This window comes from Streptomyces sp. NPDC097129 (assembly GCF_055668065.1).
Window position 1 is genome coordinate 235,360 of record NZ_JBVOQE010000013.1, and the last position, 24,509, is coordinate 259,868.

General features: G+C 70.5%; 25 protein-coding genes and 1 tRNA gene. 9 read left to right on the forward strand and 17 right to left on the reverse strand.

Annotated features, from left to right (window positions below):
* Window positions 1-9: 9 nt before the first annotated feature.
* Together AC0B9F_RS32080 and clpB are read right to left on the reverse strand one after the other, a co-directional pair.
* Window positions 10-540, reverse strand: a complete 531-nt coding sequence (locus tag AC0B9F_RS32080) for a YbjN domain-containing protein (RefSeq protein ID WP_472008457.1) — start codon at window positions 538-540, stop codon at window positions 10-12.
* A 377-nt stretch (window positions 541-917) separates the two neighbouring features.
* On the reverse strand, window positions 918-3,515 hold the full coding sequence (gene clpB, locus AC0B9F_RS32085) for an ATP-dependent chaperone ClpB (protein WP_472008459.1): 2,598 nt from the start codon (window positions 3,513-3,515) through the stop codon (window positions 918-920).
* A gap of 153 nt (window positions 3,516-3,668) precedes the next feature.
* On the opposite strand from clpB, the gene AC0B9F_RS32090 reads away from it, so the two are divergent.
* Window positions 3,669-4,082, forward strand: coding sequence for a pyridoxamine 5'-phosphate oxidase family protein (locus tag AC0B9F_RS32090; RefSeq protein WP_472008461.1), 414 nt, complete (start codon window positions 3,669-3,671; stop codon window positions 4,080-4,082).
* Between the two features lie 126 nt (window positions 4,083-4,208).
* On the opposite strand, the gene AC0B9F_RS32095 is transcribed toward AC0B9F_RS32090, so the two are convergent.
* On the reverse strand, window positions 4,209-4,544 hold the full coding sequence (locus tag AC0B9F_RS32095) for a hypothetical protein (protein ID WP_472008463.1): 336 nt from the start codon (window positions 4,542-4,544) through the stop codon (window positions 4,209-4,211).
* A gap of 346 nt (window positions 4,545-4,890) precedes the next feature.
* Here AC0B9F_RS32095 and AC0B9F_RS32100 point away from each other — a divergent pair, with 346 nt between their 5' ends.
* Window positions 4,891-5,832 (forward strand): helix-turn-helix transcriptional regulator, encoded by a 942-nt coding sequence (locus AC0B9F_RS32100; protein WP_472008465.1) that lies wholly within the window; start codon window positions 4,891-4,893, stop codon window positions 5,830-5,832.
* A 23-nt stretch (window positions 5,833-5,855) separates the two neighbouring features.
* Here the strand turns inward: AC0B9F_RS32100 and AC0B9F_RS32105 are convergent, their stop codons facing one another.
* Entirely contained in the window at window positions 5,856-6,884 is a 1,029-nt protein-coding gene (locus tag AC0B9F_RS32105) for a helix-turn-helix transcriptional regulator (protein WP_472008467.1), read from the reverse strand.
* Window positions 6,885-7,090: 206 nt separating this feature from the next.
* Between AC0B9F_RS32105 and AC0B9F_RS32110 the strand changes: the two genes are divergently transcribed.
* Entirely contained in the window at window positions 7,091-7,855 is a 765-nt protein-coding gene (locus AC0B9F_RS32110; RefSeq protein ID WP_472008469.1) for a DUF4352 domain-containing protein, read from the forward strand.
* 21 nt (window positions 7,856-7,876) lie between these two features.
* Here the strand turns inward: AC0B9F_RS32110 and AC0B9F_RS32115 are convergent, their stop codons facing one another.
* Window positions 7,877-8,983, reverse strand: coding sequence for a sugar ABC transporter substrate-binding protein (locus AC0B9F_RS32115; protein WP_472008471.1), 1,107 nt, complete (start codon window positions 8,981-8,983; stop codon window positions 7,877-7,879).
* A 443-nt stretch (window positions 8,984-9,426) separates the two neighbouring features.
* On the opposite strand from AC0B9F_RS32115, the gene AC0B9F_RS32120 reads away from it, so the two are divergent.
* Window positions 9,427-9,630, forward strand: a complete 204-nt coding sequence (locus tag AC0B9F_RS32120) for a hypothetical protein (protein ID WP_472008473.1) — start codon at window positions 9,427-9,429, stop codon at window positions 9,628-9,630.
* A gap of 74 nt (window positions 9,631-9,704) precedes the next feature.
* On the opposite strand, the gene AC0B9F_RS32125 is transcribed toward AC0B9F_RS32120, so the two are convergent.
* From AC0B9F_RS32125 to AC0B9F_RS32145, 5 genes are all read right to left on the reverse strand, one after another.
* The gene (locus tag AC0B9F_RS32125; protein WP_472008475.1) at window positions 9,705-10,151 is read right to left on the reverse strand and encodes a heat shock protein transcriptional repressor HspR; all 447 of its coding nucleotides are present in this window, start codon (window positions 10,149-10,151) and stop codon (window positions 9,705-9,707) included.
* Between the two features lie 5 nt (window positions 10,152-10,156).
* A complete protein-coding gene (dnaJ, locus tag AC0B9F_RS32130; protein WP_472008477.1) occupies window positions 10,157-11,326 on the reverse strand; it encodes a molecular chaperone DnaJ in 1,170 nt (389 codons plus the stop codon).
* A gap of 36 nt (window positions 11,327-11,362) precedes the next feature.
* Window positions 11,363-12,016, reverse strand: a complete 654-nt coding sequence (gene grpE, locus AC0B9F_RS32135) for a nucleotide exchange factor GrpE (RefSeq protein ID WP_472008479.1) — start codon at window positions 12,014-12,016, stop codon at window positions 11,363-11,365.
* The gene (dnaK, locus tag AC0B9F_RS32140) at window positions 12,016-13,881 is read right to left on the reverse strand and encodes a molecular chaperone DnaK (protein ID WP_472008480.1); all 1,866 of its coding nucleotides are present in this window, start codon (window positions 13,879-13,881) and stop codon (window positions 12,016-12,018) included. The genes grpE and dnaK overlap by 1 nt, the downstream gene beginning before the upstream one ends.
* Window positions 13,882-13,974: 93 nt before the next feature.
* Window positions 13,975-15,096: an MraY family glycosyltransferase gene (locus AC0B9F_RS32145; RefSeq protein ID WP_472008482.1), complete on the reverse strand. Its 1,122-nt coding sequence runs from the start codon at window positions 15,094-15,096 to the stop codon at window positions 13,975-13,977.
* Window positions 15,097-15,329: 233 nt separating this feature from the next.
* Between AC0B9F_RS32145 and AC0B9F_RS32150 the strand changes: the two genes are divergently transcribed.
* The gene (locus tag AC0B9F_RS32150) at window positions 15,330-17,612 is read left to right on the forward strand and encodes a (Fe-S)-binding protein (protein ID WP_472008484.1); all 2,283 of its coding nucleotides are present in this window, start codon (window positions 15,330-15,332) and stop codon (window positions 17,610-17,612) included.
* 67 nt (window positions 17,613-17,679) lie between these two features.
* Here the strand turns inward: AC0B9F_RS32150 and AC0B9F_RS32155 are convergent, their stop codons facing one another.
* Both AC0B9F_RS32155 and AC0B9F_RS32160 read right to left on the reverse strand, forming a co-directional pair.
* Window positions 17,680-17,961, reverse strand: coding sequence for a hypothetical protein (locus AC0B9F_RS32155; protein WP_472008486.1), 282 nt, complete (start codon window positions 17,959-17,961; stop codon window positions 17,680-17,682).
* Window positions 17,961-18,251 carry a hypothetical protein gene (locus AC0B9F_RS32160; protein WP_472008487.1) on the reverse strand — a complete coding sequence of 97 codons (291 nt, stop codon included), beginning with the start codon at window positions 18,249-18,251 and terminating at the stop codon, window positions 17,961-17,963. The genes AC0B9F_RS32155 and AC0B9F_RS32160 overlap by 1 nt, the downstream gene beginning before the upstream one ends.
* 169 nt (window positions 18,252-18,420) lie before the next feature.
* On the opposite strand from AC0B9F_RS32160, the gene AC0B9F_RS32165 reads away from it, so the two are divergent.
* On the forward strand, window positions 18,421-18,675 hold the full coding sequence (locus tag AC0B9F_RS32165; RefSeq protein ID WP_472008489.1) for a GntR family transcriptional regulator: 255 nt from the start codon (window positions 18,421-18,423) through the stop codon (window positions 18,673-18,675).
* 34 nt (window positions 18,676-18,709) lie between these two features.
* Here AC0B9F_RS32165 and AC0B9F_RS32170 read toward each other — a convergent pair whose 3' ends face one another.
* Window positions 18,710-19,033, reverse strand: coding sequence for an antibiotic biosynthesis monooxygenase family protein (locus tag AC0B9F_RS32170; protein ID WP_472008490.1), 324 nt, complete (start codon window positions 19,031-19,033; stop codon window positions 18,710-18,712).
* 143 nt (window positions 19,034-19,176) lie between these two features.
* Here AC0B9F_RS32170 and AC0B9F_RS32175 point away from each other — a divergent pair, with 143 nt between their 5' ends.
* Together AC0B9F_RS32175 and AC0B9F_RS32180 are read left to right on the forward strand one after the other, a co-directional pair.
* A complete protein-coding gene (locus AC0B9F_RS32175) occupies window positions 19,177-20,457 on the forward strand; it encodes an FG-GAP repeat domain-containing protein (protein ID WP_472008491.1) in 1,281 nt (426 codons plus the stop codon).
* Between the two features lie 90 nt (window positions 20,458-20,547).
* Window positions 20,548-21,543: a Yip1 family protein gene (locus AC0B9F_RS32180; RefSeq protein ID WP_472008493.1), complete on the forward strand. Its 996-nt coding sequence runs from the start codon at window positions 20,548-20,550 to the stop codon at window positions 21,541-21,543.
* 85 nt (window positions 21,544-21,628) lie between these two features.
* Here AC0B9F_RS32180 and AC0B9F_RS32185 read toward each other — a convergent pair whose 3' ends face one another.
* Both AC0B9F_RS32185 and dcd read right to left on the reverse strand, forming a co-directional pair.
* Entirely contained in the window at window positions 21,629-22,126 is a 498-nt protein-coding gene (locus AC0B9F_RS32185; RefSeq protein WP_472008494.1) for a phosphoribosyltransferase, read from the reverse strand.
* Between the two features lie 8 nt (window positions 22,127-22,134).
* Window positions 22,135-22,710: a dCTP deaminase gene (dcd, locus tag AC0B9F_RS32190; protein ID WP_363265165.1), complete on the reverse strand. Its 576-nt coding sequence runs from the start codon at window positions 22,708-22,710 to the stop codon at window positions 22,135-22,137.
* Between the two features lie 541 nt (window positions 22,711-23,251).
* On the opposite strand from dcd, the gene AC0B9F_RS32195 reads away from it, so the two are divergent.
* Window positions 23,252-23,325: transfer RNA gene (locus tag AC0B9F_RS32195), tRNA-Gly, on the forward strand.
* A gap of 388 nt (window positions 23,326-23,713) precedes the next feature.
* On the opposite strand, the gene AC0B9F_RS32200 is transcribed toward AC0B9F_RS32195, so the two are convergent.
* Both AC0B9F_RS32200 and AC0B9F_RS32205 read right to left on the reverse strand, forming a co-directional pair.
* Window positions 23,714-24,124 carry a PIN domain-containing protein gene (locus AC0B9F_RS32200; RefSeq protein ID WP_472008495.1) on the reverse strand — a complete coding sequence of 137 codons (411 nt, stop codon included), beginning with the start codon at window positions 24,122-24,124 and terminating at the stop codon, window positions 23,714-23,716.
* Entirely contained in the window at window positions 24,121-24,342 is a 222-nt protein-coding gene (locus tag AC0B9F_RS32205) for a type II toxin-antitoxin system VapB family antitoxin (protein ID WP_037887321.1), read from the reverse strand. Before AC0B9F_RS32205 ends, AC0B9F_RS32200 begins: the two co-directional genes overlap by 4 nt.
* Window positions 24,343-24,509: the final 167 nt, after the last annotated feature.

Consider the following 24,509-nt stretch of genomic DNA (forward strand, 5'->3'; position numbering starts at 1 on the left):
ACGGCTGGACTACTCGTCGCCCTCCTCGGGCTGGTCGGCGTCGTTGATCTCCTGCTCCAGGCCCAGCTGCTCGACGAGCCAGCGGTCGAACTCGATCGCGGCACGCACCCAGCTGACGGTCGAGGAGACGAAGTGCTCCAGGCTCACGCCCATGCCGATCAGCATCTGCGCCTCGCCGATGAGGCGGACGGTGCCGTCGTCGTGGGTGTGGGTGTAGACCTTGGGCCACAGCGTCCGGCGGTTCCAGTCGTCGATGGACTCCAGCAGCTGGGGCTTCTCGTCGATCTTGTGGGGGCGGTCGTAGAACGTCCGCACCGAGAAGACCTGCTGGTCGTCCTCGCCGCGGAACATGAAGTACGTACGGAACTGCTCCCACGGCGCCGCGAGGTCACCCTCGTCGTCGACGACGTACTTGAGCTCCATCTGCTCAAGGAGCTGCTTCACGAGGTCCTGATCCGGGACGACGGGGCCCGCCGGTCCTTGCGGCTGCGGCTGGGGCTGGCCCCCGAAGTTCGGAATCGAGGACGGGTCGATGGTCACCGTGAATTTCCCTTCGTACGGATTCCGCCATCCTCCCCCAGAGGGGGAGGGGGGTGGCAAGCCCCGACGGCGCCTGTCAGCCCTGGGCTGACATGATCCGGCCGGTCGGGCGAGAGCGCCGCGGCTCCCACCCGCCCCCCGGCCGGTACCGGACGCCCACGGTTTCGGGCATCCCGGCCCGGCATGCCCCGGCCGGCACGCCCGCGCCGGACCCGGGGTGCGCGATGATGCCGGGATGCGCATACCGAGAGCGGTGCGGTGGGTGTTGTGGGCGCTGTGGTGGGGCTGCCTGGCGTTCTCCCTGTGGTTCTTCTGGGCGCTGTACGTCGCCCTCACGGCTGTCTGAGCCGTCAGAGTCGTCTGAACCGTCAGAGCCGTCAGAGCGTCTTGCCCGTCGCCGGCCCGACCAGCAGGCCCTCGCCGAAGCGGTCCACGCGGACCGTGTCGCCGTCCTTGACCTCGCCGGAGAGGATCTCCCTGGCGAGCCGGTCGCCGATCGCGCTCTGCACCAGGCGGCGCAGCGGACGCGCACCGTAGGCCGGGTCCATGCCCTCGTCGGCGAGCCAGGCCAGCGCCTCGGGTGTGACGTCGAGCGTGAGGCGCCGCTCGGCGAGCCGCTTGGCTAGCCGGGTGATCTGCAGCTCGGCGATCCGGCTCAGCTCCTGCTTGGTCAGCGCGGAGAAGACCACCAGGTCGTCGAGCCGGTTGAGGAACTCCGGCTTGAAGGACGCCCGTACGACCTCCAGCACCTGCTCCTTCTTCTCCTCCTCGCTGGTCACCGGATCCATCAGGAACTGGCTGCCCAGGTTGGAGGTCAGCACCAGGATGGTGTTGCGGAAGTCGACCGTGCGGCCCTGACCATCCGTCAGGCGGCCGTCGTCCAGCACCTGGAGCAGGACGTCGAAGACCTCGGGGTGCGCCTTCTCCACCTCGTCCAGCAGCACGACGCTGTACGGCCGCCGCCGCACCGCCTCGGTCAGCTGGCCGCCCTCCTCGTAGCCGACGTACCCGGGGGGCGCGCCGAGCAGCCGGGCGACGCTGTGCTTCTCGCCGTACTCCGACATGTCGATGCGGACCATGGCCCGCTCGTCGTCGAAGAGGAAGTCGGCGAGCGCCTTGGCCAGTTCGGTCTTGCCGACGCCGGTCGGGCCGAGGAAGAGGAAGGAGCCGGTCGGGCGGTCCGGGTCGGCGATCCCGGCGCGCGAACGCCGTACCGCGTCCGACACCGCGCGCACGGCCTCGCCCTGCCCGATCAGCCGCTTGCCGATCTCGTCCTCCATGCGCAGCAGCTTCTGCGTCTCGCCCTCCAGCAGCCGCCCGGCCGGGATGCCGGTCCAGGAGGCGACGACGTCGGCGATGTCGTCGGAGCCGACCTCCTCCTTGACCATGGTGTCCTTCGCGGCCTCCTCCTCGGCCTCGGAGGCGGCCTCCAGCTCCTTCTCCAGCGCCGGGATCTCGCCGTACAGCAGCTTGGAGGCGGTGTCGAAGTCGCCGTCGCGCTGGGCGCGTTCGGCCTGGCCGCGCAGGTCGTCCAGCTTCTCCTTCAGCTCACCGACCCGGTTGAGGGACTGCTTCTCCTTCTCCCAGCGGGCGGTCAGGCCCCGCAGCTCCTCCTCCTTGTCGGCGAGGTCGCGGCGCAGCTTGTCCAGGCGCTCGCGGGAGGCCGCGTCGGTCTCCTTGCTCAGCGCCAGCTCCTCCATCTTCAGCCGGTCGACGGCACGCTGGAGCTCGTCGATCTCGACCGGCGAGGAGTCGATCTCCATGCGCAGCCGGGAGGCCGACTCGTCGACCAGGTCGATGGCCTTGTCGGGCAGGAAGCGCGAGGTGATGTACCGGTCGGACAGGGTCGCCGCGGCCACCAGCGCGCTGTCGGCGATCTGCACCTTGTGATGCGCCTCGTAGCGGCCCTTGAGGCCGCGCAGGATGGCGATGGTGTCCTCGACGCTCGGTTCGGCGACCAGCACCTGCTGGAAGCGGCGCTCCAGCGCGGGGTCCTTCTCGATCCGCTCGCGGTACTCGTCGAGCGTGGTCGCGCCGACCATGCGCAGCTCACCGCGGGCCAGCATCGGCTTGAGCATGTTGCCGGCGTCCATCGCGGAGTCGCCGCCGGCGCCGGCGCCGACGACGGTGTGCAGCTCGTCGATGAAGGTGATGATCTGCCCGTCGGAGTCCTTGATCTCGGCGAGGACGGTCTTCAGCCGCTCCTCGAACTCACCCCGGTACTTCGCGCCCGCCACCATCGCGCCCAGGTCGAGCGCGACGAGCCGCTTGTCCTTGAGCGACTCGGGCACGTCGCCCTTCACGATCCGCTGGGCGAGCCCCTCGACGACGGCGGTCTTGCCGACGCCGGGCTCGCCGATGAGGACGGGGTTGTTCTTGGTGCGGCGGCTGAGCACCTGCACCACCCGGCGGATCTCCGTGTCCCGGCCGATGACCGGGTCCAGCCTGCCCTCCCGGGCCGCCTCGGTGAAGTCCGTGCCGAACTTCTCCAGCGCCTTGTACGACCCCTCCGGGTCCGCGGTGGTCACGCGACGCCCTCCCCTCGCCTTGCGGAACGCCTCCTGGAGCTTGCCGGCCGTGGCGCCCTGCCGGGTGAGCACCTCGCCACTCTGGCCGCCCTTGGCGGCGATGCCGATGAGCAGGTGCTCGGTGGACAGGTACTCGTCGCCCAGCTCCTTGGCCCGGGCCTGGGCGTCGGCGATGACGGCGAGCAGCTCGCGGTTGGGCTGCGGCGGCGCGACGGTCGAACCGGCCACGCTCGGCAGGGACGCGAGGGCCTTCTCCGCCCCGGAGCGCACGGCGGCCTGGTCGGCGTCGACGGCGGCCAGCAGATCGACGATGTTCTCGTTCTCCCGCCCCTCGAGCAGCGCGAGGAGCAGGTGGGCCGGGGTGAGGTCCGCGTGTCCCTCGGTCACGGCCCGATTGCCGGCGGCGTTGATCGCGTCCCGGCTCCGGTTGGTCAGCTCGGCGTCCACGTTCGCTTCTCTCCTCCTCGACACGCCGGGGTCAGCCGTCTCCCCGTACTGACTCGGTCAACGTACACAAAGTTGAGTCTATTCCACTCAAGGGTGGGGAGGGGAGGGGTGACAGGGCGGCGGTGCGCGACCGCTGCGGGTAGGTTCCGTTCCATGACCGCGTACCCCCAGGACCCGGGCGCACCGGACGAGCCGTATCTCGCCTTCTGGCGGGAGCGGCACCTGTGCACCCTGACCACACTGCGCCCCGACGGCACCCCGCACGTCGTGCCCGTCGGAGTGACCTACGACCCCGCAGCGCGGCTGGCCCGGGTGATCACGAACAAGGCGAGCGCGAAGGTGGGGCATGTGCTGGCCGCCGGCCCCGAGGGCGCTCGGGTCGCCGTGTGCCAGGTCGCCGGGCGGCGCTGGGCCACGCTGGAGGGCCGCGCCTTCGTCCGCACGGAGGCGGACCGGATCGCGGAGGCGGAGCGGCGCTATGCGGAGCGCTACGAGCGGGTGCCGTCGCCGAACCCGTCGCGCGTGGTGATCGAGATCGAGCTGGACCGGGCCATGGGGCGGGGATGAACACCGCGTAGGCGCAGAAAATACAGCGGAGGCCCACAAAGTACAGCGGCGTCACCGTGTTCAGGTCACGGTGACGCCGCTGCGGGGGGAAGCGCCTGAGCGATCTGTTACGACGGGGGAATCGCGTCAGGCACTGCGGGGGGTGGCCGAGATGGTCCGCACGTCGGAGATGTCCGGCTCCGACAGCCGGTGGTCCCGCTGGTCGAGATTCACAAAGATCATTCCGTACCGGATGGCGCACCGTACCGGCTGCGGCGCCCCCCGAGGCCGTCGCAGACACCGGTACGCCCGTACGTCGCCTTCCTCGTCGCGCGTGACGACGACCGGCTCACCGAACACGGCCACCATCAGCGAGTCACCGTTGTGGGGGATGGCGGTGACCAGGTCGATGAAATGCCATCCGGATCGGTAGGCGGTGGCCATTTCCCTGCGGAAGGACCGGTCGTCAGGCGGAGTGGTCATCGTCAACCCCCAGTACCGTCGACCGTGTTCACAGGCACGGAGGATACGGCCACCGAGGGCCACCTACTGTCCGCCCGATTGTCGCCCTTCGCGCCGGACGGGCCACTCAGTGCTGCGAGGGCCACAACGGCGGAGAAGGTGGCGACAAGCATCGCGCGAAGCACTCTCTTACCCATAGTCGGCTTCGTCCTCACTTGAAGGTCCCCTCTTCCCCCGTCGAGTACGACGATGGCTCATTCAGGCACGTCATGGCCACACAATCGGTGCATCATGTTCCTGCATGTTCAGGACCCTGGGGGGTGGAGATTTGGTGACAGATCGGGGAAAAACGACACATCCCCATGCGATGACCGAGATGTGCGAGGCCGGTGGCCGACTCTATGCCCTTGCTCTGCGCGCCGGACGCATCGCGCGCGCGGACGCCGATCTGGCCCCGTGTTTGCTGGAATTCGCCCTGCTCCACCCCGATCCGGACGACCCCGACTGGCTCCGCCCCGTCCCGCCGGCCGTCGCGCTGGCGCAGCGCCTGAACCCGGTGGAACGCGAGATCGCCGAACGCCGGCAGTGGTCAATCGAACTGTCCGAAGCTTTTGCGCCGTTCCTCGCGCTCGGTGTGCAAAGCCCCGCCAGCGAGGGTTCGATCGCCGTCCTTGAGGGCAGCGAGCGGATCAACGCGGCGCTGGACATCGCCACCACGCAGTGCCACACCGAGATGCTCACCGTCCAGCCCACCAACCGGTTCTCCGAGCGCACCTTCATCCAGGGCCTGGAACGCGACCGCCCCCTCATCGACCGCGGCGTGCGGATCCGCACCCTGTACCAGCACACGGCCCGCTACAACCCCGAGAAGCTCTCCTACGTCGAGCGGTTCGCCGACGGCAAGGTGGAGTACCGCACCATCGACGAACTGGTGGAGCGGCTCATCATCTGCGACGAGAGCGTCGCCTTCATCCCCACCCGCGACGACCAGCAGGTGGCCCTGGAACTGCGGCACCCCGGGCTGATCCGCTACCTGATCAAGGTCTTCGAGTTCATGTGGAACCGGGCGGTCCCGCTGAGCGTGGGCGCGCCCTACGAACTCGCCCCCGACGGCATCACCGAGATCCAGCACTCCATCGCCAAGCTCCTGGTGGAGGGCCACGTCGACGAGGCCATCGCCCGGCGCCTGGGCATGAACGTGCGCACCTGCCGCGCCCACATCGCGAAGCTGGCCCAGGCCCTCGGCAGCGGCAGCCGGGCCCAGCTCGGCTATCTCATCGCCCAGTCCGGGATCCTGAAGACGCAGTAGCGCGGGCCGGCCGGCCGGCGGCGTCACCGGACCGTCGGGGTCTCCTGCCGGGGGCACGCGCGGTGGGCCTGGGTGTCGAGGCCCACCTGGGCGATGCGGACGCCGAGTTGGGTGCGGCTGGCCGCGCCCAGCGTCTCCGACAGGCGGGCGATGTGGGCCCGGCAGGTGCGCACGCTGATGCCGAGGCGCTCGGCGATCACCGCGTCCTGGTGCCCCTCGGCGAGCAGCGCCGCGATGGACTGCTCGCGGTGCGAGATGCCCTCGATGCCGCTGTCGGGGACGGGCACGTCCAGCGGGACGCCCAGGCGCCACAGCCGCTCGAAGACCGTCACCAGGTAGGAGATCAGGGCCGGATGGCGCAGTTCGAGGGCCATCGTGCGTTCGGCGTTCGCCGGGATGAAGGCCACCGTGCGGTCGAAGAGGATCAGCCGGTCCACGACCTCGTCGAGCGTGCGCGCCTGCACCGCGTCGCCCATCAGCTCCAGATACGTCAGCAGCCCCTGCCCGTGGCGCGCCACGTGGTTGTACAGGTCCCGCATGCGCACGCCCCGGCCGCGCAGCGCCAGCGCCCGGTGCAGCCCCTCGGACAGCTCGTGCTCGCGGCGGATGCCGCCCGGCTGCACGGTCAGCACCTCGGTCGTGCACGCCTGCGTCGCCTCGTCCATCGCCGCCTGGATCCGCGCCAGGCCGTCCAGCACCCGGATCGCGCTGCCCTCACCCGTCCCGGGTCCCGCCGCCGGCGCGCGGCCGCCGAGGCCCGCGTACCACTCGACGGCGGCCACCGCCGCGCCCACCCGGCGCTGGCTCTCGGCGACCTCGTCGTACACGCCGCGCAGCAGCCGGGTCATGACCTCCTGGGGCGCGGTCGGCACCAGCCAGGCCATGTCGTCGGGGTCGGGGTGCAGCAGCGCCAGGTCGAGCAGGCAGGGCACCTGCTCGGCGTCCCTGCGGGGCACCCGGCCGCGCCGCACCGCCCGGGAGTACACCCGGTCGCCGGCCGCGCACAGTCGGTCGGCACCGTGCGGGTGCTCCTCCGTCCCGTGCCCGGTCATCGCCCATCCACCCCCGCGGTTCACGCCTCTTCCGCAGCGCAACTATGCGCGGACGGAGCGTGCGGTGCAACACGGCTCGAACGCGTGTGACCGCGGGAAACCACCGGTTCGTACGGCTATGTCCCGGCCTTCGTCCCCACCGGTCACCCGGCCGATGACGACCGGGCCCCTCCCCTTCGGCGCGAACCGGCCCCACAATGCCGGACATGCTCCGCACAGGGCGTACGACACCGGCGCATCCGCCGGCCACGGCCTCCCGGGCCACGACGGCCGACCGGGCCACGACCGCCGCCCGAGCCGCCACGGCCGACCGAGCCGCCACGGCCGTCCGGCCCGCCGTACCTGTCCGGGCCGCCCTACCTGTCCGGGCCGCCGTGCTCGTCCGGGCCGCCCTACCTGTCCGGGCCGCCGTGCTCGTCCGGGCCGCCACCCTCGCCCGGGCCGCCGCGCTCGTCCTGGCGGGCGTCGTGGGCGTGGCCGGGTGTGACGCGGCCGGGGGTGCGCCGCCTCATGCCTCCGCCCGCCCCTCTCCGCGCGCCCCGGGCGAACACCGGGACGGGCACCTGGTCTTCACGGTGCTGTCCCTGCGCTGCGGGCTGACCGCCGTGGCCGGCACGCACAGCGAGGCGCAGCCGGACGGGCAGTTCTGCACCGCGCGGCTGCGGGTGCGCAACGCCGACCCCGCCTTCCACACCTATGTCGCCGCGCGGCAGCGGCTGGTGAGCGCCGACGGGGCGCGTACGCCGCCCGACTCCTTCGCGATGGCGGTGCGCCGCCAGCACGAGCAGGTCGAGATCGGCGGGCACGACCTCATCGAGACCGAGGTCTGGTACGACGTCCCGAAGCGGGCGCGGGTGACCGGGCTGCGGGTGTCCGGCGACCGGGACGCGGACGGCTATCTCAGCGGCGCGACGGTCCCGTACGCCCCGGACGGCGTGTTCGTGCCGATGACCGCGCTCACCGGGCCGTGAGGGTCCACGGCCCGGCACCGGCTACTTCAGGCCAATCGCCGCGCACGCCGTCGTGTACTTGCCGGTGCAGATCTCCGGCACCTTGTAGACGCCGTCCTTGACGACCGTGCTCTTGATGTTGCTCTTCGTCAGCGCGACCACGCTGAGGAGCTGTGCCGGGATGCCCTTCTGCGTGGGGCTGTCGACGCTGTCGCCGGCGAGCGCGTCGAACTGGATGTCCTTGCCCTGCACCTTGGCCACGGCCATCTCCGCGGCGGCCTCGGCCTCGGTCGGGTAGGGCTTGTACACGCTCATGTACTGGTCGCCGGCCACGATCCGCTGCACCGCGTCCAGTTCGGCGTCCTGCCCGGTGATGGGCGGCAGGCTGGAGACGCCGGCCGCCTTGAGGGCCTTGATGATGCCGCCGACCATGGCGTCGTTGGCAGAGTAGACGCCGTCGATCTTCTTGGCGCCGATCGCGGCGATCGCCTCGGCCATGTTGGCCTCGGCGTTCTTCGGGTCCCAGTCCTTGGTGTCGTAGGACTTCGCGATCGTCACCTTGCCGTTCAGCTCGCTGAGCGCGCCCCGCTTGAACTGGCCCGCGTTCGGGTCGGTCGGCGAGCCGTTCATCATGACGATCTTGTCGGAGGTGCCGGCGCCCTCGCCGAGGGCGTCCAGCAGGGTGCGGCCCTGCACCTCGCCGACGAGTTCGTTGTCGAAGGAGACGTAGGCGTCGATCGGGCCTTCGGCGAGGCGGTCGTAGGCGATGACCGGGATGCCCGCGTCCTTCGCCTTCTGCACCTCGCCGGCGATCGCGTGCGAGTCGACCGCGTCCAGCAGGATGACGTCGACCTTGTTGTCGATCATCTGCTGCATCTGGGTCGCCTGCCGGGGCGCGTCCTGCTCCGCGTTGGCGTACTCGACCCTGCCCTGGTTGTGGGTGAGGGAGGCGACCTTCGCGGCGATGATGGGGTGGTCGAACTTCTCGTACCGGGAGTTCACCTTCTCCGGCAGCAGCAGCCCCACGGTGACGTCGTCGCCCTTCGTGGGCCTCGCGGTGCCGCCGGAGCCCGCCGAGTTCAGCATGCTGCAGCCGGCGAGCGTGAGGATCATCGTGGCTGCGGCCACGGATATGGCGGTACGGCGCATGCGGGGGCTCACTTCGGGTGCGGTACGAAACGCGGGTGCAGCAGCACGACCCACGTGACTGAAAAGCCAACGCGGGAGCGCCACCTTGCGTCAAGACCGGCCACCTAACGAGATGGCAACATCACGCTCCGCTCCGTGCGTGAAGGCCCGGAAAATCCCCGCTCATTCACCGTCAAACACCCTTTACCGGTCCTTCACGAACGGGGGTTCACCTCCGTCGAATCCGCACAGGTGACCGAAAGATATCGGCCATCCGTCATCGGGAGCGCTGTTGCGAAGTACTCGATGGGCGACACCTACGACGTCGACGAGTCCGCCACCGAGGTCCAGGCCGGCCCGGCGACGACCACGCCCGGCCGGCCACGCCCCCGCCCGCCACCCGCTCCCCGAGTGCCTCCCCGTCGCAGCCGGCCTCCCCCACGCCGGCCGGCTCGCCCACCGGCGTGGTGAGCGCCACGGCGACGGCCGCGGCGCTCACCACCGGCGGCGCGGGCACCGGCACCACCACCACGACCGTCACCGGGTCGCCGGCCTCCACCGGTTCGGGCTCGACCGGGCTGCCGGCCTCGGCCGCCGCCGCGCTCGTCGCCCTCGGCGGCGCCGCCGCCTTCTTCGGTGGCCGCCGCCGGCCCACCGCGCGCGGCTGACACCCCCGCACCACGCGAAGGGGCCCGGAGGCAGATCGCCTCCGGGCCCCTTCGCGTGTCAACGCCCGCCGGCGCTAATCCTTGGCCTTCTTGGGCCGCCACACCACCAACGCGCTGGCCTGCTGGACCTCCTGGTAGGGCACCAGGTCGCGGCGGTAGGAGGCGTGCACGGCGGCCTCGCGCTGCTGCATCGCCGCCGCCGCGCCCTCCAGGGCCGCCTGCATCTCCGCCACGCGGGACTGCAACGCGGCGACCTGGTTCTCCAGTTCGATGATGCGCTTGATGCCGGCCAGGTTGATGCCCTCGTCCTGCGACAACTGCTGCACCTGACGGAGCAGTTCGATGTCGCGGGCCGAGTAGCGCCGGCCCCGGCCGGCGGTGCGGTCCGGGGAGACCAGGCCCAGACGGTCGTACTGGCGCAGCGTCTGCGGGTGGAGACCGGAGAGCTGGGCCGCCACCGAGATGACGTAGACCGGGGTGTCCTCGGTCAGTTCATACGGATTACGTCGACGGCCGTCCATCCCACTCAAGCTCCCTTCGCGGCCTCGAACAGCTCCGCCCGCGGATCGTCGCCGGCACTCGCCTCGCGATACGCCTCGAGCGCGTCACGAGCCTTCCCCGACAGATCCTTGGGAACACTCACCTCCACGGTGACCAGCAGATCGCCGCGGGTGCCGTCCTTGCGGACCGCGCCCTTGCCGCGGGCGCGCATCGTCCGGCCGTTGGGCGTGCCGGGCGGCAGCTTCAGCGTGACCGGCGGGCCGCCCAGGGTCGGCACCCTGACCTCCCCGCCGAGCGCCGCCTCCACGAACGTCACCGGCACGGTCACCGTGAGGTTGTCGTCCTTGCGGCCGAACACCGGGTGGGCGTCGACATGCACGACGACGTAGAGGTCGCCGGCCGGTCCGCCGCGCTCGCCCGGCGCGCCCTTGCCGCGCAGCCGGATCCGCTGCCCGTCCGAGACGCCGGCCGGGATGCGGACCTGCATGGTGCGGGAGGACTTCGCCCGGCCGCTGCCGAGGCACACCTCGCAGGGGTTCTCCGCGATCAGGCCCCGGCCCTTGCAGTCCGGGCAGGGGTCGGTCAGGGAGAAGCCGCCGCCGGAGCCGCGCGCCACCTGCCCCGTGCCGACGCAGGTCGGGCACACCCGCGGCGTGCCGTTCTTGTCGCCGGTGCCGGAGCAGGCCTTGCACGGCGCCTGGGAGGACATCCGCAGCGGGACCGTGGCGCCCTCGATGGCCTCGGTGAAGCTGAGCGTGACCTCGGACTCGATGTCCTGGCCGCGCCGGGGCTGGGTCCGCGTCCCCGTGGCGCCGCCCCGGTTGAACAGGCCCCCGAAGACGTCACCGAGTCCTCCGCCGAAGCTGCCTCCGCCCTGGGCGCCGCCTCCGAAGAGGTCGCCCAGGTCGAAGTTGAAGGAGCCGCCGCCCGCGCCCGGCCCCGGCCTGAAGCCGCCGTTGCCGAACAGGGTGCGAGCCTCGTCGTACTCCTTGCGCTTCTTGGGGTCGCCGAGCACGTCGTTCGCCTCGGAGATCTCCTTGAAGCGCTCCTCGGCCTTGGCGTTGCCCTTGTTGGCGTCCGGGTGGAACTCGCGGGCGAGCTTCCGGTACGCCTTCTTGATCTCGGCCTCGGTGGCGTCCTTGGGGACGCCGAGGACCTTGTAGTAGTCCTTCTCGATGAAGTCCTTGGTGCTCATCCCCGACGTCCCTCCTTCCCGATGTCGTGTACGACGTCAGCCCTCGTCCGGGCCACCGCTCTCCTTGTCGTCGGCCGCCTTGTCCTCGGCGCCCTCCGCCTTCGTGCCCTGCGCGCCGGGCTGCGGCTCGGCTACGGCCACCCGCGCGGGGCGGATGGTGCGCTCACCGATGCGGTACCCGGGCTGCAGGATCGCCACGCAGGTCGTCTCGGTGACGTCCGGCGCGTAGCTGTGCATCAGGGCCTCGTGGATCGTCGGGTCGAAGGGCTCGCCCTCCTTGCCGAACTGCTGCAGGCCCATCTTCGCCGCGACGGTCTCCAGCGACTCGGCGACCGACTTGAAGCCGCCCACCAGCTCGCCGTGCTCCCGCGCGCGCCCGATGTCGTCGAGCACGGGCAGCAGCTCGGTCAGGAGGTTCGCGATGGCGACCTCCTTGACCGCGGCGCGGTCCCGCTCGACCCGGCGGCGGTAGTTCTGGTACTCGGCCTGCAGGCGCTGGAGGTCCGCCGTGCGCTCACCGAGCGCCGTGCGCACCTGGTCCAGCTGGGCCACGAGACCGGCGTTGTCGTTCCCGTCCCCGGCCGGGGCCGCCCCCTCCTCGGAGGAGGCGGCCTTCGGCTCGGCGTCGTCAGGGGTGGCGCCGGAGGGGACGTCGGGCTTCTCTTCAAAACCCGGGGTCTCCTCCGTCATTACGCGGCCCCGTCCTTGCGCTCGTCGTCCACGATCTCGGCGTCCACGACGTCGTCGTCGGCGGCCTTGGCCTGACCGGCGCCCGCGTCACCGGCGCCACCCGCGGCCTGGGCGCCCTGCGCGTCGGCGTACAGCGCCTGGCCCAGCTTCTGCGAGACGGCCGCGACCTTCTCCGTGGCGGAGCGGATCTCGGCGGTGTTGTCGCCTTCGGCGGACTCGCCCTTGAGCTTCTCCTTCAGCTCGGCAACGGCCTCCTCGACCTCGGTCTTGACGTCGCCGGGGACCTTGTCCTCGTTGTCCTTGAGGAACTTCTCCGTCTGGTAGACCAGCTGCTCGCCCTGGTTGCGGGCCTCGGCGGCCTCGCGGCGCTTGTGGTCCTCCTCCGCGTAACGCTCGGCCTCCTCACGCATGCGGTCGACCTCGTCCTTCGGGAGCGAGGAGCCGCCGGTGACGGTCATCTTCTGCTCCTTGCCGGTGCCGAGGTCCTTCGCCGTGACGTGCATGATGCCGTTGGCGTCGATGTCGAAGGAGACCTCGATCTGCGGGACGCCACGCGGCGCCGGCGGCAGACCGGTCAGCTCGAACATGCCGAGCTTCTTGTTGTACGCCGCGATCTCGCGCTCGCCCTGGTAGACCTGGATCTGCACGGACGGCTGGTTGTCCTCGGCCGTCGTGAAGATCTCGGAGCGCTTGGTCGGGATCGTAGTGTTGCGCTCGATGAGCTTGGTCATGATGCCGCCCTTGGTCTCGATGCCGAGGGACAGCGGGGTGACGTCCAGCAGCAGGACGTCCTTGACCTCACCCTTGAGGACACCGGCCTGGAGCGAGGCGCCGATGGCGACGACCTCGTCCGGGTTCACACCCTTGTTGGCCTCCTTGCCGCCGGTCAGCTCCTTGACGAGCTCGGCGACGGCGGGCATACGGGTGGAACCGCCGACGAGGACGACGTGGTCGATCTCGGCGAGCTGGATGCCGGCGTCCTTGATGACGTTGTGGAACGGCGTCTTGCAGCGCTCCAGCAGGTCGGCCGTCAGCTGCTGGAACTGGGCGCGCGTGAGCTTCTCGTCCAGGTGCAGCGGGCCCTCGGCGGACGCGGTGATGTAGGGCAGGTTGATCGAGGTCTCGGTGGACGAGGACAGCTCGATCTTGGCCTTCTCGGCAGCCTCACGCAGACGCTGCAGGGCCATCTTGTCCTTGGACAGGTCCACGCCGTGACCGGACTGGAACTGCTTGACCAGGTAGTCGACGACGCGCTGGTCCCAGTCGTCACCACCGAGGTGGTTGTCACCGTTGGTGGCCTTCACCTCGACGACGCCGTCGCCGATCTCCAGCAGGGACACGTCGAAGGTGCCGCCACCGAGGTCGAAGACGAGGATCGTCTGGTCGTCCTTGTCGAGGCCGTACGCCAGCGCGGCGGCGGTCGGCTCGTTGACGATGCGCAGGACGTTCAGACCGGCGATCTCACCGGCCTCCTTCGTCGCCTGGCGCTCGGAGTCGTTGAAGTACGCCGGGACGGTGATGACCGCGTCGGTCACCTTCTCGCCCAGGTACGCCTCCGCGTCGCGCTTCAGCTTCTGCAGGATGAACGCGGAGATCTGCTGCGGGTTGAAGGGCTTCCCGTCGAGCTCGATCTTCCAGTCCGTGCCCATGTGGCGCTTGACCGAACGGATGGTCCGGTCCACGTTGGTGACGGCCTGGCGCTTGGCCACCTCGCCAACGAGCACCTCGCCGTTCTTGGCGAAGGCGACGACGGACGGCGTGGTCCTGGCGCCCTCGGCGTTGGTGATGACGGTGGGCTCGCCGCCCTCGAGGACCGAGACCACCGAGTTCGTCGTGCCCAGGTCGATGCCGACCGCACGTGCCATTGCGATTCCTCCAACTGACTTGAGTGGAACAGACTCAAGTGTGCATGAGGCTCACGGCTCGGTCAACAGACATGAGTCACCTGGACTCAACTCTTATCCGTTCCTTACACGCAACGGCGCTCTGACCTGCGACGATGGCGGACGCCGAGGCGGCTGAACCCGGGAAGAAGCCGGCCGCGCGGTCCCCGGGGAGGCCTGCCGGGGCGCCCGCGCCATGGTCTCCGGGCCCGGTCCCCGCCGGCGCGGCACCCGGTACACCGGCACCCGCAGCAGCGCGGCGACGACGACGAGCGCGGCGCCCGCCACCCACAGCGCGGCGCTCGGGCGGGCCCACCCGGCGTGCACCAGCACTCCCACGAGTACCCCGGCGCCCGCGGCCACGCCCAGCAGTACGGCCGTGCCCTGCGCGGTGAGTCCGAGCCGCCGCAGCCGGTGGCCGACGTGGTCGGGTCCGCCGCGCGACAGCGGCCGGCCGGCCAGCCGCCGCGAGAGGACGACGAGGACGACGTCGGCGGCGCCGAGCGCGACCAGCGGCCCGAGCACGGCGGCGGTGCCGGTCAGGTCGTAGCCCGAGCGGCTCACCACGGCCGCGGAGGCCAGCAGGAAGCCGGTGAACAGCGAGCCGCAGGAGCCGAGCGCGATCCGAGCGGCCGGCCAGCCGTGCATCAGGAAGCCGGTCAGCGCGGCGGCGAGCACGCTCAGCAGCACCGCGAGGCCGTCCATCACCTCCGCCGCGGCGCACGCGGCCACCCCGAAGGCGGTGAGCACCCCCACGGTCCCGGCGACGCCGTCGACGTGGTCCAGCGAGCGGAAGGCGAGCGAGGCGACCGCGACGAAGACGACTCCCAGCATCCCGCCGAGCACCCCCGTCTCGTCGTACGGCACGACGAAGGCCGCGGCCACGGCCGTACCCACCAGCAGGAACCTTCTTCTGAGCCGCCACACGTCGGCGGCCAGCCCCAGCGCGGCGACCGCGCCGCCCGCGACGAGCAGCCGGTTGTTGCCGGCGCCGAGCGGCGCGAGCCGGGTCCAGTTGCCGGCCGCGGCGACCAGACAGGTGGCGAGGGCGACGGCGGCCCCGCCGAGCAGCGGCACGGGCCGCGAGCGCCGTCGCCGGTCGACGAGCCCCATGCGCAGGGCAGGCGTCCGGAGCGCTCCCGCGAGCAGGGCGGTGAGCAGCAGGGCGGCGGTGGCAGCGGCGATCCCGTAGAGCACGGATATAAGTTAGAGGTGAATGTACCAATTTGGTACGAATAACACGATCGGATTGCGACCTGCCACCCGGAAGCCCCGCGTTTCCTGTGATCCTTTAAGGCAAGCCTCAGCGACACAGATCACCGAACGGCTGGCTACATTGCATCGGAAGATGCGGGTAGTCTCAGACGAACTGCATAAGTTACCGCTTAGTAATCTCCCGCGATCAACCCTCGCAGGCCCGAGGAGCCCCCATGCAACTCGCCGCGATCATCGTGTCGCTGGCCCTGACCGTGGTCGGCGTCGCCCTGCTCGCCCGCGCCATCGGCCAGTTCGTCCGGTACTTCAAGCTGGGCCAGCCGGTCCCGGCGGGCAGCCGGACCGACAACCCCTACGCGCGCAGCGTGACCCTGGTGCGGGAGTTCCTCGGCCACACGCGCATGAACCGCTGGGGGATCATCGGCATCGCCCACTGGTTCGTGGCCATCGGCTTCCTGACGCTGCCGCCCACGATCATCAACGCCTACGGCCAGCTGTTCCAGGCGGACTGGACGCTGCCGGTCATCGGCGGCTTCCTGCCGTACGAGATGTACATCGAGTTCATCGGCGCGATGACCACGCTCGGCATCGCGACGCTGATCGTCATCCGCCTGCTCAGCCTGCCCTCGCGGCCCGGCCGCAAGTCCCGCTTCGCGGGCTCGAAGATGGGCCAGGCGTACTTCGTCGAGTACGTCATCCTCGTCATCGGCCTCGCGATCTACGTGCTGCGCGCCCTGGAGGGCGCCCTGCACCACGTGGACCACTACGAGGCCGGCTACTTCGCCTCGTACCCGGTGATCCTGGCGCTGAAGGGCCTGAGCGTCGGGACGCTGCAGAACCTGGTCTACCTCTTCGCCCTGATCAAGCTGGGCACGACCATGATCTGGATGATCACGGTCAGCCTCAACACCAACATGGGTGTGGCCTGGCACCGCTTCCTGGCGTTCCCGAACATCTGGTTCAAGCGCAACGCGACGGGTGAGACCGCGCTCGGCGCCCTGCAGCCGATGACCAGCGGCGGCAAGCCGATCAACTTCGAGGACCCCGGCGAGGACGACGTCTTCGGCGTCTCCCAGGTCGAGCAGTTCTCCTGGAAGGGCCTGCTGGACTTCTCCACCTGCACCGAGTGCGGCCGCTGCCAGTCGCAGTGCCCCGCCTGGAACACCGGCAAGCCGCTCTCCCCCAAGCTGCTGATCATGTCGCTGCGCGACCACGCCCACGCCAAGGCGCCCTACCTGCTCGCGGGCGGCGGCAAGACGATGGAGGGCGAGGAGAAGGCGTCCGAGGAGCAGCTGAAGGACGTCCCCGCGTCCGCGCTGGCCGAGGCCGAGCGCCCGCTCATCGGCACCGCCGAGGAGAACGGCGTCATCGACCCGGACGTCCTGTGGTCCTGCACCACCTGCGGCGCCTGCGTCGAGCAGTGCCCCGTCGACATCGAGCACGTCGATCACATCGTCGACATGCGCCGCTACCAGGTGATGATCGAGTCCGCGTTCCCGTCCGAGGCGGGCACGATGCTCAAGAACCTGGAGAAGAAGGGCAACCCCTGGGGCCTGGCGAAGAAGCAGCGCCTGGAGTGGACCAAGGAGGTCGACTTCGAGGTCCCGGTCGTCGGCAAGGACATCGAGGACCTCTCCGAGGTCGAGTACCTGTACTGGGTCGGCTGCGCCGGCGCCCTGGAGGACCGGGCCAAGAAGACCACCAAGGCCTTCGCCGAGCTGCTGCACATCGCGGGCGTCAAGTTCGCGATCATGGGCGGCGACGAGAAGTGCACCGGTGACTCCGCCCGCCGCCTGGGCAACGAGCCCCTGTTCCAGGAGCTCGGCATGGAGAACGTGATGGCCCTGAACACAGCGTTCGGCGAGGAGCTGGACGACGAGGGCAAGGTCGTCGCCGAGTCCGCGAAGCCCAAGTCGGCGAAGAAGATCGTCGCCACCTGCCCGCACTGCCTCAACACGCTCGGCAACGAGTACCCGCAGCTCGGCGGCGACTACGAGGTCATCCACCACACCCAGCTGCTCCAGCACCTGGTGGACGAGGGCAAGCTGGTCCCGGTCACGCCGGTCGAGGGCATCATCACCTACCACGACCCGTGCTACCTGGGCCGCCACAACAAGATCTACACGCCGCCGCGCGAGATCATCGCGAACGTCCCCGGTCTGCGGAACGAGGAGATGCACCGCCACAAGGAGCGCGGCTTCTGCTGCGGCGCCGGCGGCGCGCGGATGTGGATGGAGGAGCGGATCGGCAAGCGCATCAACAACGAGCGCGTCGACGAAGCCCTCTCCGTCAACCCGGACATCGTCTCCACCGCCTGCCCGTTCTGCCTGGTCATGCTGACCGACTCGGTCAACGGCAAGAAGAACGAGGGCAAGGCCAAGGAGTCCATCCAGGTCGTGGACGTCGCCCAGCTCCTCCTCGACTCCGTCAAGACGCCGGCCGACCCGGCGGGCGAGGCGGAGACCGCGAGCGAGCCGGAACCGGAGCCGGTGAAGTAACCAGCTCCCGCATAGCCCGACGGCGCCCCCTGACCCGCACAGGCAGGGGGCGCCGTCGTCTTCCCGTTCAGCTCGGCCCGGCCGTCGCCAACCGCCTCCCCCGGCTCTCCGCGACCCGGAGCGCGTCGTCGAGAGCGCGGGCCAGGCACCCGGCAAGGAAGCGGAGTTCGCCGGGATCCGTGTCCGGCAGGATCTCGCGAGCGTGAGCGAGGAGCTGACCGCCCATGCCGAGCTGGACGGACTCCATGTCGTCGGCCAGCCGGGACACCGGCCCGTCGCTGTCGTCGGTGATCAGATAGCAGGGCTTGCCCTCGGATCCGGTCCAGGGCAGCAGGCGGGGCGGCTCCATCACGCGACCTCCAGCCCGTGGATCCGGTACGGACCGGGCATGTCCTGCCCCAGCGCCGCCAGCGCCGGCTCGCGACGCCGTTGCCGTTGCTCGTGGGCGACGAGGTACGGCCGTACGGAGCGGGTGGCGGTGCCGTCGAGGGGGGTGTCGAAGCCGTAAGGGCTGCGGTGTCGCGGGAGGGGCGGCTCGGGTTCGGCGGCGACCGGGGCGACGTAGGAAAGGCGTTCGTCTCCGGGCGGGAAGAGCACGAGGCCCACCCAGGTGACGAGGCGGCGGATAAGGTCGGTCATGTCATCAGAGCTCCTTGGATACAGCTGGTGGCCACGCCCCCGGACGGCTGCAACCGTCGCGGGGGTCTTTCGTCCTCCTACGGTAGTACAGGGAGTCTAGGCATGCTAGGGAGTACAGGGATTCCGTGAATCGCACGGGCGTACAGGGCATACGCATGATGGTGGGGTGATGGAATTCGCTCCCGACATCCCCCGCTGGCGCCAGGTCGCCGAGATCATCCGAGGTCGGATCGCGGACGGTACGTATGCCCCGCGCACCAGGGTGCCGTCCGTCGTGCAGCTCACGTCGGAGTTCGGGATCGCCAACGCGACGGCGCACAAAGTGCTGCGCGCCCTGCGCGAGGAAGGGCTGACCTACACCGAACCCGGCCTGGGCTCATTCGTGGCGAAGCGCCCCGCCGAAGAAGCCGAACCGTCCGCGTAGGGCGCTCGGCGACGGGGCGCCGCGAGGTTCTAGGTCAGGCGCCCTTCGGCGCCGCCTGCTGTACGACCTCGAAGGACCACAGGGTCGAGCCGGAGGCTGCGGGCTTGGGCCGCTCGCCCTCGCCGCCGCCCCGGTGAGCGGCCTTCATCGGTCCCTCCATCCAGGCCTGGAAGGACTCCTCGTCCCGCCAGCGCGTGTACACCAGGTACTGGTCCGTGCCCTCGACGGGGCGCAGCAGCTCGAACCACTCGAAGCCGTCGGAGTTCTCCACGGCGTGGGCCCGCGAGGCGAACCGCTTCTCCAGGACCTCCCGCTGCTCGGCGGGAACGGTCAGCACATTGATCTTCACGACGCTCATGCACCCATCCTCGCCCACGCACCCCGCGCGGGCCCGCGGCGGGGCGGCCCAGCCCGCCGGCAGCGCCCCCAGGACTGTCCCCGTGGCCCCGAACGCATGCATGATGGCGAGGTCGTTGCCGGCGGGGCGGGTGGGGTGGAGCGGTGCGCGTGCGAAGAGGGGCTCTGACCACGGCGGCCACCGGCTGTCTCGTCCTGCTCGCCGCCTGCAGCTCCTCCCCCGCAGCCGGGCGGACGCCCGTCCGCGCGGCCGAGGCCTCCGCCCCGCTGCCGGTACCGCACGGCACCGGCAGCGAGATCCCCGACGACTTCAACGGCGACGGCCACCGCGACCTCGTCCTCAACGACCTCGCCAAGAGCCAGCCGCACACCGACGACCCCGGCATCGGCATCGTCTACGGCAGCGCGCGCGGCCTCGTACCGGGCACCCGGCAGCTCCTCGCCCCGCGCACCCACGCGGCCCGGGCCGGTGGCGAGCTGCCCGCGCTGTTCGAGGCGGAGGCGTCCTGCGACCTGGACGGCGACGGCTTCACCGACCTCGTCGTCTCCACCGACCCGCCCTACGACGGCCAGGGGCAGCCGCCGGTGCCGTTGCAGCTGCTGTTCGGCTCGCCCGGCGGCCTGACCGGACGGGGCGTCGTCCTCACCGTCCCGGCACGCGCCCGGGCCGGCAACGACTGGCCCGACCAGCCGGTGTGCGGCGACTTCGACGGCGACGGGCGCGCCGACCTCGCGCTGCACGCCACCGGCGGGAAGCTGAGCTTCCTGCGCGGCCCGTTCACCCGGACGGGCGCCCCGCGCTCGGCCGCCCCGCCGATCCCCGCCCCCGGCGGCCTGCCCACCGGCCCCGCCGCCGACGTCGACCACGACGGCTACGACGACCTCGTCGTCCGTACGGCCGAACGGTCCGGCACGTCCGCGGTGGTCCTCGGCGGCCCCGACGGCCCGACCCGCACCGGCGCGGCGCTGCCGGCCGGCGTCGACGTGGCCCTGGGCCGCTTCGGCCGGGGCAGGGCGCTGGACGCGGCGATCGGCACGATGGGCGGCACGGCCCTGCGCTACGACCTGCCCGCCGCAGGCCGCGCCACCCTCGACTCCCCCGGCACGGTGCTCGACGCCGCCGACTTCGACGGCGACGGGCTGAGCGAGCTGATCTCCAGCGGCTCCCGGCTGAAGCTGTTCCGGGGCCGCGCGGCGGGCCTGTCGGCGCGGGACATGGTCACCGTGCCGCCCGTGGCGCACGGCACCTCCCGGGTGATCGCCGCCGGGGACTTCGACGGCGACGGCCGGGCGGACCTGGCCGTACGGACGTACCGGAACGAGACACAGGACACCGTGGCCGTGTTCGCGGGGGCGCGGCAGGGGCTGTTGTCGGTGAGGCCGGCGGTGACGTTCTCGACGCGGGAGTTCCTGCCGCAGGAGTGAACCGCGGCGGGGTTGAGTCACCGGTCCCACAACCGCCCCGGAAAGAACCCCGAAGTCCCAGGTGTTGGCCCCTCAGGGGTCCCTTAGGGGATGTCACAGCTCGGCAGCAAACCCCCGCCCGGGACTCGGCCGTGGGCACGCCACTCTGCGGAACCAGGTACGTTCGATGACGTGGCTGGATTCAGGATCGGACGCGGCGGCCGGGACGGCCGTGCCCCGCAATCGCGACCGCAACACCCCCCGTACGGACAGCAGGCGCCGCAGGGACCGTCGTACGGCGCCCCACAGGGCTACCCACCGAGCGGCGGTGGCGGCCCGGCGTCGCCGTGGCCGCAGCCCGGCGGGCAACCGCCGCAGGGCGAGCCGGAGTACTTCGGCGGCCCGGGCGACGGCTACGGCCCCGGCCCGGCGGACCCGTACGCGGCGAACCAGCCCGGACACACCCAGGCCTTCTCCATCGACGACCAGGTGCAGTACGACGAGGGCTACACGCAGGGCGGGACCTACCAGGCCGGCGCGGCGGCGGCCCCGGCCGGCCCGATCGGTCCGCGGCTGCACTGGAAGGCGCTGCTGAAGGGGATCGTGCTGTCCCCGAACCAGACGTTCCTGCGGATGCGGGACTACGCGATGTGGGGCCCGGCCCTCGTCGTGACGTTCCTCTACGGCCTGCTGGCCGTCTTCGGCTTCGACGGCGCCCGCCAGGACGCGATCAACGCCACGCTCTCCAACGCCATCCCGATCGTCCTGACGACGGCCGTGGCGATGGTGCTCTCGTCCTTCGTCCTGGGCGCGGTCACCCACACCCTGGCCCGCCAGCTCGGCGGCGACGGCGCCTGGCAGCCCACGGTCGGCCTGTCCATGCTGATCATGGCCCTGACGGACGCGCCGCGCCTGGTCGTCGCGATGTTCGCGGGCGGCGACGCGTCGTTCGTACAGCTCCTGGGCTGGGTGACCTGGATCGCGGGCGGCGCGCTGCTCACCCTGATGGTGAGCCGCTCCCACGACCTGCCCTGGCCGAAGGCCCTGGGCGCGTCGGCGATCCAGCTGATCGCGCTGCTGTCGATCGTGAAACTGGGCACGTTCTAGTCCTTCGGCTGCCCGTTCCGTACCTACGAAAGGCCCCTCGCATCTGCCGCGATGCGAGGGGCCTTTCGATGGCGCGCCGTGCGACTCAGGCGTCGAGCACCTGACCCTCACGCTTCACGACGGGAGGCAAGACACTCCACGGGAAGTTGATCCAGTCATCGGTGCGCTTCCAGACGTACTCGCACTTCACCAAGGACTGGGACTTCTCGTAGATGACGGCGGAGCGGACTTCGGCGACGTGGTCGAGGCAGAAGTCGTGGACGAGCTTGAGCGTCTTGCCGGTGTCGGCGACGTCGTCCGCGATCAGGACCTTCTTGTCGGTGAAGTCGATCGCGTTCGGCACCGGGGCGAGCATGACGGGCATCTCGAGGGTGGTGCCGACGCCCGTGTAGAACTCCACGTTGACCAGGTGGATGTTCTTGCAGTCCAGGGCGTAGGCGAGCCCGCCGGCGACGAAGACGCCGCCCCGGGCGATGGAGAGCACGACGTCGGGCTGGTAGCCGTCGTCGGCGATGGTCTGCGCGAGCTCGCGCACGGCCTTGCCGAACAGGTCGTAGGTCAGATTCTCACGTACGTCGCTCATGCTCGCGCTCACACCTGGGTCCGATGGAAGTTGATGTAGGACCGGGAGGCGGTGGGCCCACGCTGCCCCTGGTAGCGCGATCCGTACCGCTCGGCCCCGTAGGGGAACTCCGCGGGCGAGCTGAGCCGGAACATGCACAGCTGGCCGATCTTCATCCCCGGCCACAGCTTGATCGGCAGGGTGGCGAGGTTCGACAGCTCCAGCGTGACGTGCCCGGAGAAGCCGGGGTCGATGAACCCGGCGGTGGAGTGGGTGACGAGCCCGAGCCGTCCGAGCGAGCTCTTCCCTTCGAGCCGGGAGGCGAGGTCGTCCGGGAGGCTGATCACCTCGTACGTGCTGGCCAGCACGAACTCACCGGGGTGCAGGATGAACGGCTCGTCGCCCTCCGGCTCCACCAGCCGGGTCAGGTCCGCCTGCTCGACCGAGGGATCGATGTGCGGGTACCGGTGGTTCTCGAACACCCGGAAATAACGGTCCAGCCGGACGTCGATGCTCGACGGCTGCACCATGTCTGTGTCGTAGGGATCGATGCGGACCCGCCCGGCATCGATCTCGGCCCGGATGTCCTTGTCTGAGAGAAGCACGTAGCGAGGATACGCAAGGCGTGCGGGGCCCCCACAATCGCGAGGACCCCGCACGCCGGTGACGGCCTTGGACGGCTGCCGCTACCGCTTCCCGACGAGGGTGACCGGCACCACGCTGCGGAGCCGGGCACACCGGGGACACCGGACGAGCCGTCCGGGGCCGAGCCGCTCGGCCTGCTGCATCGGGAACGATGCGGCGGTGAACACGTGCCCATCGGCACAACGGACGAGGGTGCGCTCCATCAAGTCCTGAAGTCCCTTCCCCAAAGAGCCGCGCCGGGCTGGACTGCCCTGACGACGAGGCCACACATTACGGGATGAAAGGGACGCCCCTCCAGGCGGCACTCCGACCTACACTCCGGCCTCGCGCAGCCCCTCTCCGAGGCCTCCACGGTACGCCCCAACTCCGGCCCCCCGCAGCCGCATCCCCCACCCCCGCGCACACACGCGGCCCCCCGTCCATGAACACCGGGGGCGCGGGATGGGGTACAGTGGGCGACGGTTCCGGCACCACCCGACTCGGGGACGGCCGGCAACTTACGCGGGTGTAGTTTAATGGTAGAACATCAGCTTCCCAAGCTGAGAGCGCGAGTTCGATTCTCGTCACCCGCTCCATGCGAAACCCCTAGGTCAGAGACCTGGGGGTTCTTTGTTGTCCAGACCGGCGAGCGGGGCGCGCGCCGCAACCGACGGCGACCTGGCCTGGAAACGTGAGCCACTCGGAAAGCCGGCCGACGCATGCGCCCGGTACGCGCCGTTCGTGGACGAACCGCTGGGCGCCGCCCCAGACCGCCACCGCGACCACGTCTGCACGGGCGCCGAGCTGAGGCTTCAGTACCGGCCGAGTGCGTCCTCGCCCGCGAGGCGGAGCGCCTCGGAGTGCTCCACCGCCGGCGCTACACCGAGCGCTCCTCCGGACGGGACGTGGTCCCCTCACCCGGCACGGCCGACCTCGTACGGTGGCTGCACCAGGAGCCGGCGGGATCCGGCCCTCCACGCCGCCTCAGGAGACGTCGTGGATGTTGTGCTCGGCAAGGTCGGACGCGTGCCGAGCGATGGCACGGTAGTCGGCGTCGTCGTGGAGGACGGCCAAGCCGTGGTGGGCAGCGGTGGCAGCGATCACGAGGTCCACCGCCGAGGCACTGCGATGCTCCCCGGCCTTGGCCATACGATGTTGCACCCCGCCGATCCAGCGCCCCGCGTTCTTCGGCACCGACACGTCGGGGTAGAGATCGGTGAACATCTCCACGATCTCGTCGTACTCGCGTCCGGTCCGGGCGCTGTGAAGAAACTCGGTGCGTTGCACATAGCAGGATGCGATGGCCCCGGCATCGATCGCGTCGTACCAGGCCGATTGCAGTTTTGCATCACGGAGCAGCCGGACCAGGCCGGACGTGTCGAGCAAGTAGATCACCGGCTGTGCTTCTCCGCACGGTGCAGGCGCTCGGCGTCCTCGACGGCACCCCACTCACGCGCACGCTCGAAATGACGGCTGATGCGCGCCGCACGCTCCTGCTGCTCGGCGTAGAAATGCAGAGCGAGATTGACCGCCTCCTTCTTGGTCCTGACCCTGGCCAGAGCCATGGCGCGTTCCAGGGCGTCGTCATCGATGTCGATCTGGGTCACAGACATGTGGCACCTCCCGCACGATGTTGGTGATGTACATAGAAGAATAGTTCACCAACATCGACGCGGCCACGCCTTAGACGTCATCTCATTTGGCTGAGTAGGCTGCCGGTTGTGGTGGGGATCGTTGAACGGCTGGTGCCGGACGAGTTGTGGGAACTGTTCCAGCGGGT

Excerpts from the sequence above, each read along its gene's own strand:
- AC0B9F_RS32090 (WP_472008461.1), top strand. The coding sequence starts at position 3,669 with ATGACCGCGTACCCCCAGGACCCGGGCGCACCGGACGAGCCGTATCTC.
- AC0B9F_RS32095 (WP_472008463.1), bottom strand. The coding sequence starts at position 4,544 with ATGACCACTCCGCCTGACGACCGGTCCTTCCGCAGGGAAATGGCCACC.
- AC0B9F_RS32100 (WP_472008465.1), top strand. The coding sequence starts at position 4,891 with ATGACCGAGATGTGCGAGGCCGGTGGCCGACTCTATGCCCTTGCTCTG.
- AC0B9F_RS32105 (WP_472008467.1), bottom strand. The coding sequence starts at position 6,884 with ATGACCGGGCACGGGACGGAGGAGCACCCGCACGGTGCCGACCGACTG.
- AC0B9F_RS32110 (WP_472008469.1), top strand. The coding sequence starts at position 7,091 with ATGCTCCGCACAGGGCGTACGACACCGGCGCATCCGCCGGCCACGGCC.
- AC0B9F_RS32115 (WP_472008471.1), bottom strand. The coding sequence starts at position 8,983 with ATGCGCCGTACCGCCATATCCGTGGCCGCAGCCACGATGATCCTCACG.
- AC0B9F_RS32125 (WP_472008475.1), bottom strand. The coding sequence starts at position 10,151 with ATGGACGGCCGTCGACGTAATCCGTATGAACTGACCGAGGACACCCCG.
- dnaJ (WP_472008477.1), bottom strand. The coding sequence starts at position 11,326 with ATGAGCACCAAGGACTTCATCGAGAAGGACTACTACAAGGTCCTCGGC.
- grpE (WP_472008479.1), bottom strand. The coding sequence starts at position 12,016 with ATGACGGAGGAGACCCCGGGTTTTGAAGAGAAGCCCGACGTCCCCTCC.
- dnaK (WP_472008480.1), bottom strand. The coding sequence starts at position 13,881 with ATGGCACGTGCGGTCGGCATCGACCTGGGCACGACGAACTCGGTGGTC.
- AC0B9F_RS32150 (WP_472008484.1), top strand. The coding sequence starts at position 15,330 with ATGCAACTCGCCGCGATCATCGTGTCGCTGGCCCTGACCGTGGTCGGC.
- AC0B9F_RS32155 (WP_472008486.1), bottom strand. The coding sequence starts at position 17,961 with ATGGAGCCGCCCCGCCTGCTGCCCTGGACCGGATCCGAGGGCAAGCCC.
- AC0B9F_RS32160 (WP_472008487.1), bottom strand. The coding sequence starts at position 18,251 with ATGACCGACCTTATCCGCCGCCTCGTCACCTGGGTGGGCCTCGTGCTC.
- AC0B9F_RS32165 (WP_472008489.1), top strand. The coding sequence starts at position 18,421 with ATGGAATTCGCTCCCGACATCCCCCGCTGGCGCCAGGTCGCCGAGATC.
- AC0B9F_RS32170 (WP_472008490.1), bottom strand. The coding sequence starts at position 19,033 with ATGAGCGTCGTGAAGATCAATGTGCTGACCGTTCCCGCCGAGCAGCGG.
- AC0B9F_RS32180 (WP_472008493.1), top strand. The coding sequence starts at position 20,548 with ATGTCACAGCTCGGCAGCAAACCCCCGCCCGGGACTCGGCCGTGGGCA.
- AC0B9F_RS32185 (WP_472008494.1), bottom strand. The coding sequence starts at position 22,126 with ATGAGCGACGTACGTGAGAATCTGACCTACGACCTGTTCGGCAAGGCC.
- AC0B9F_RS32205 (WP_037887321.1), bottom strand. The coding sequence starts at position 24,342 with ATGTCTGTGACCCAGATCGACATCGATGACGACGCCCTGGAACGCGCC.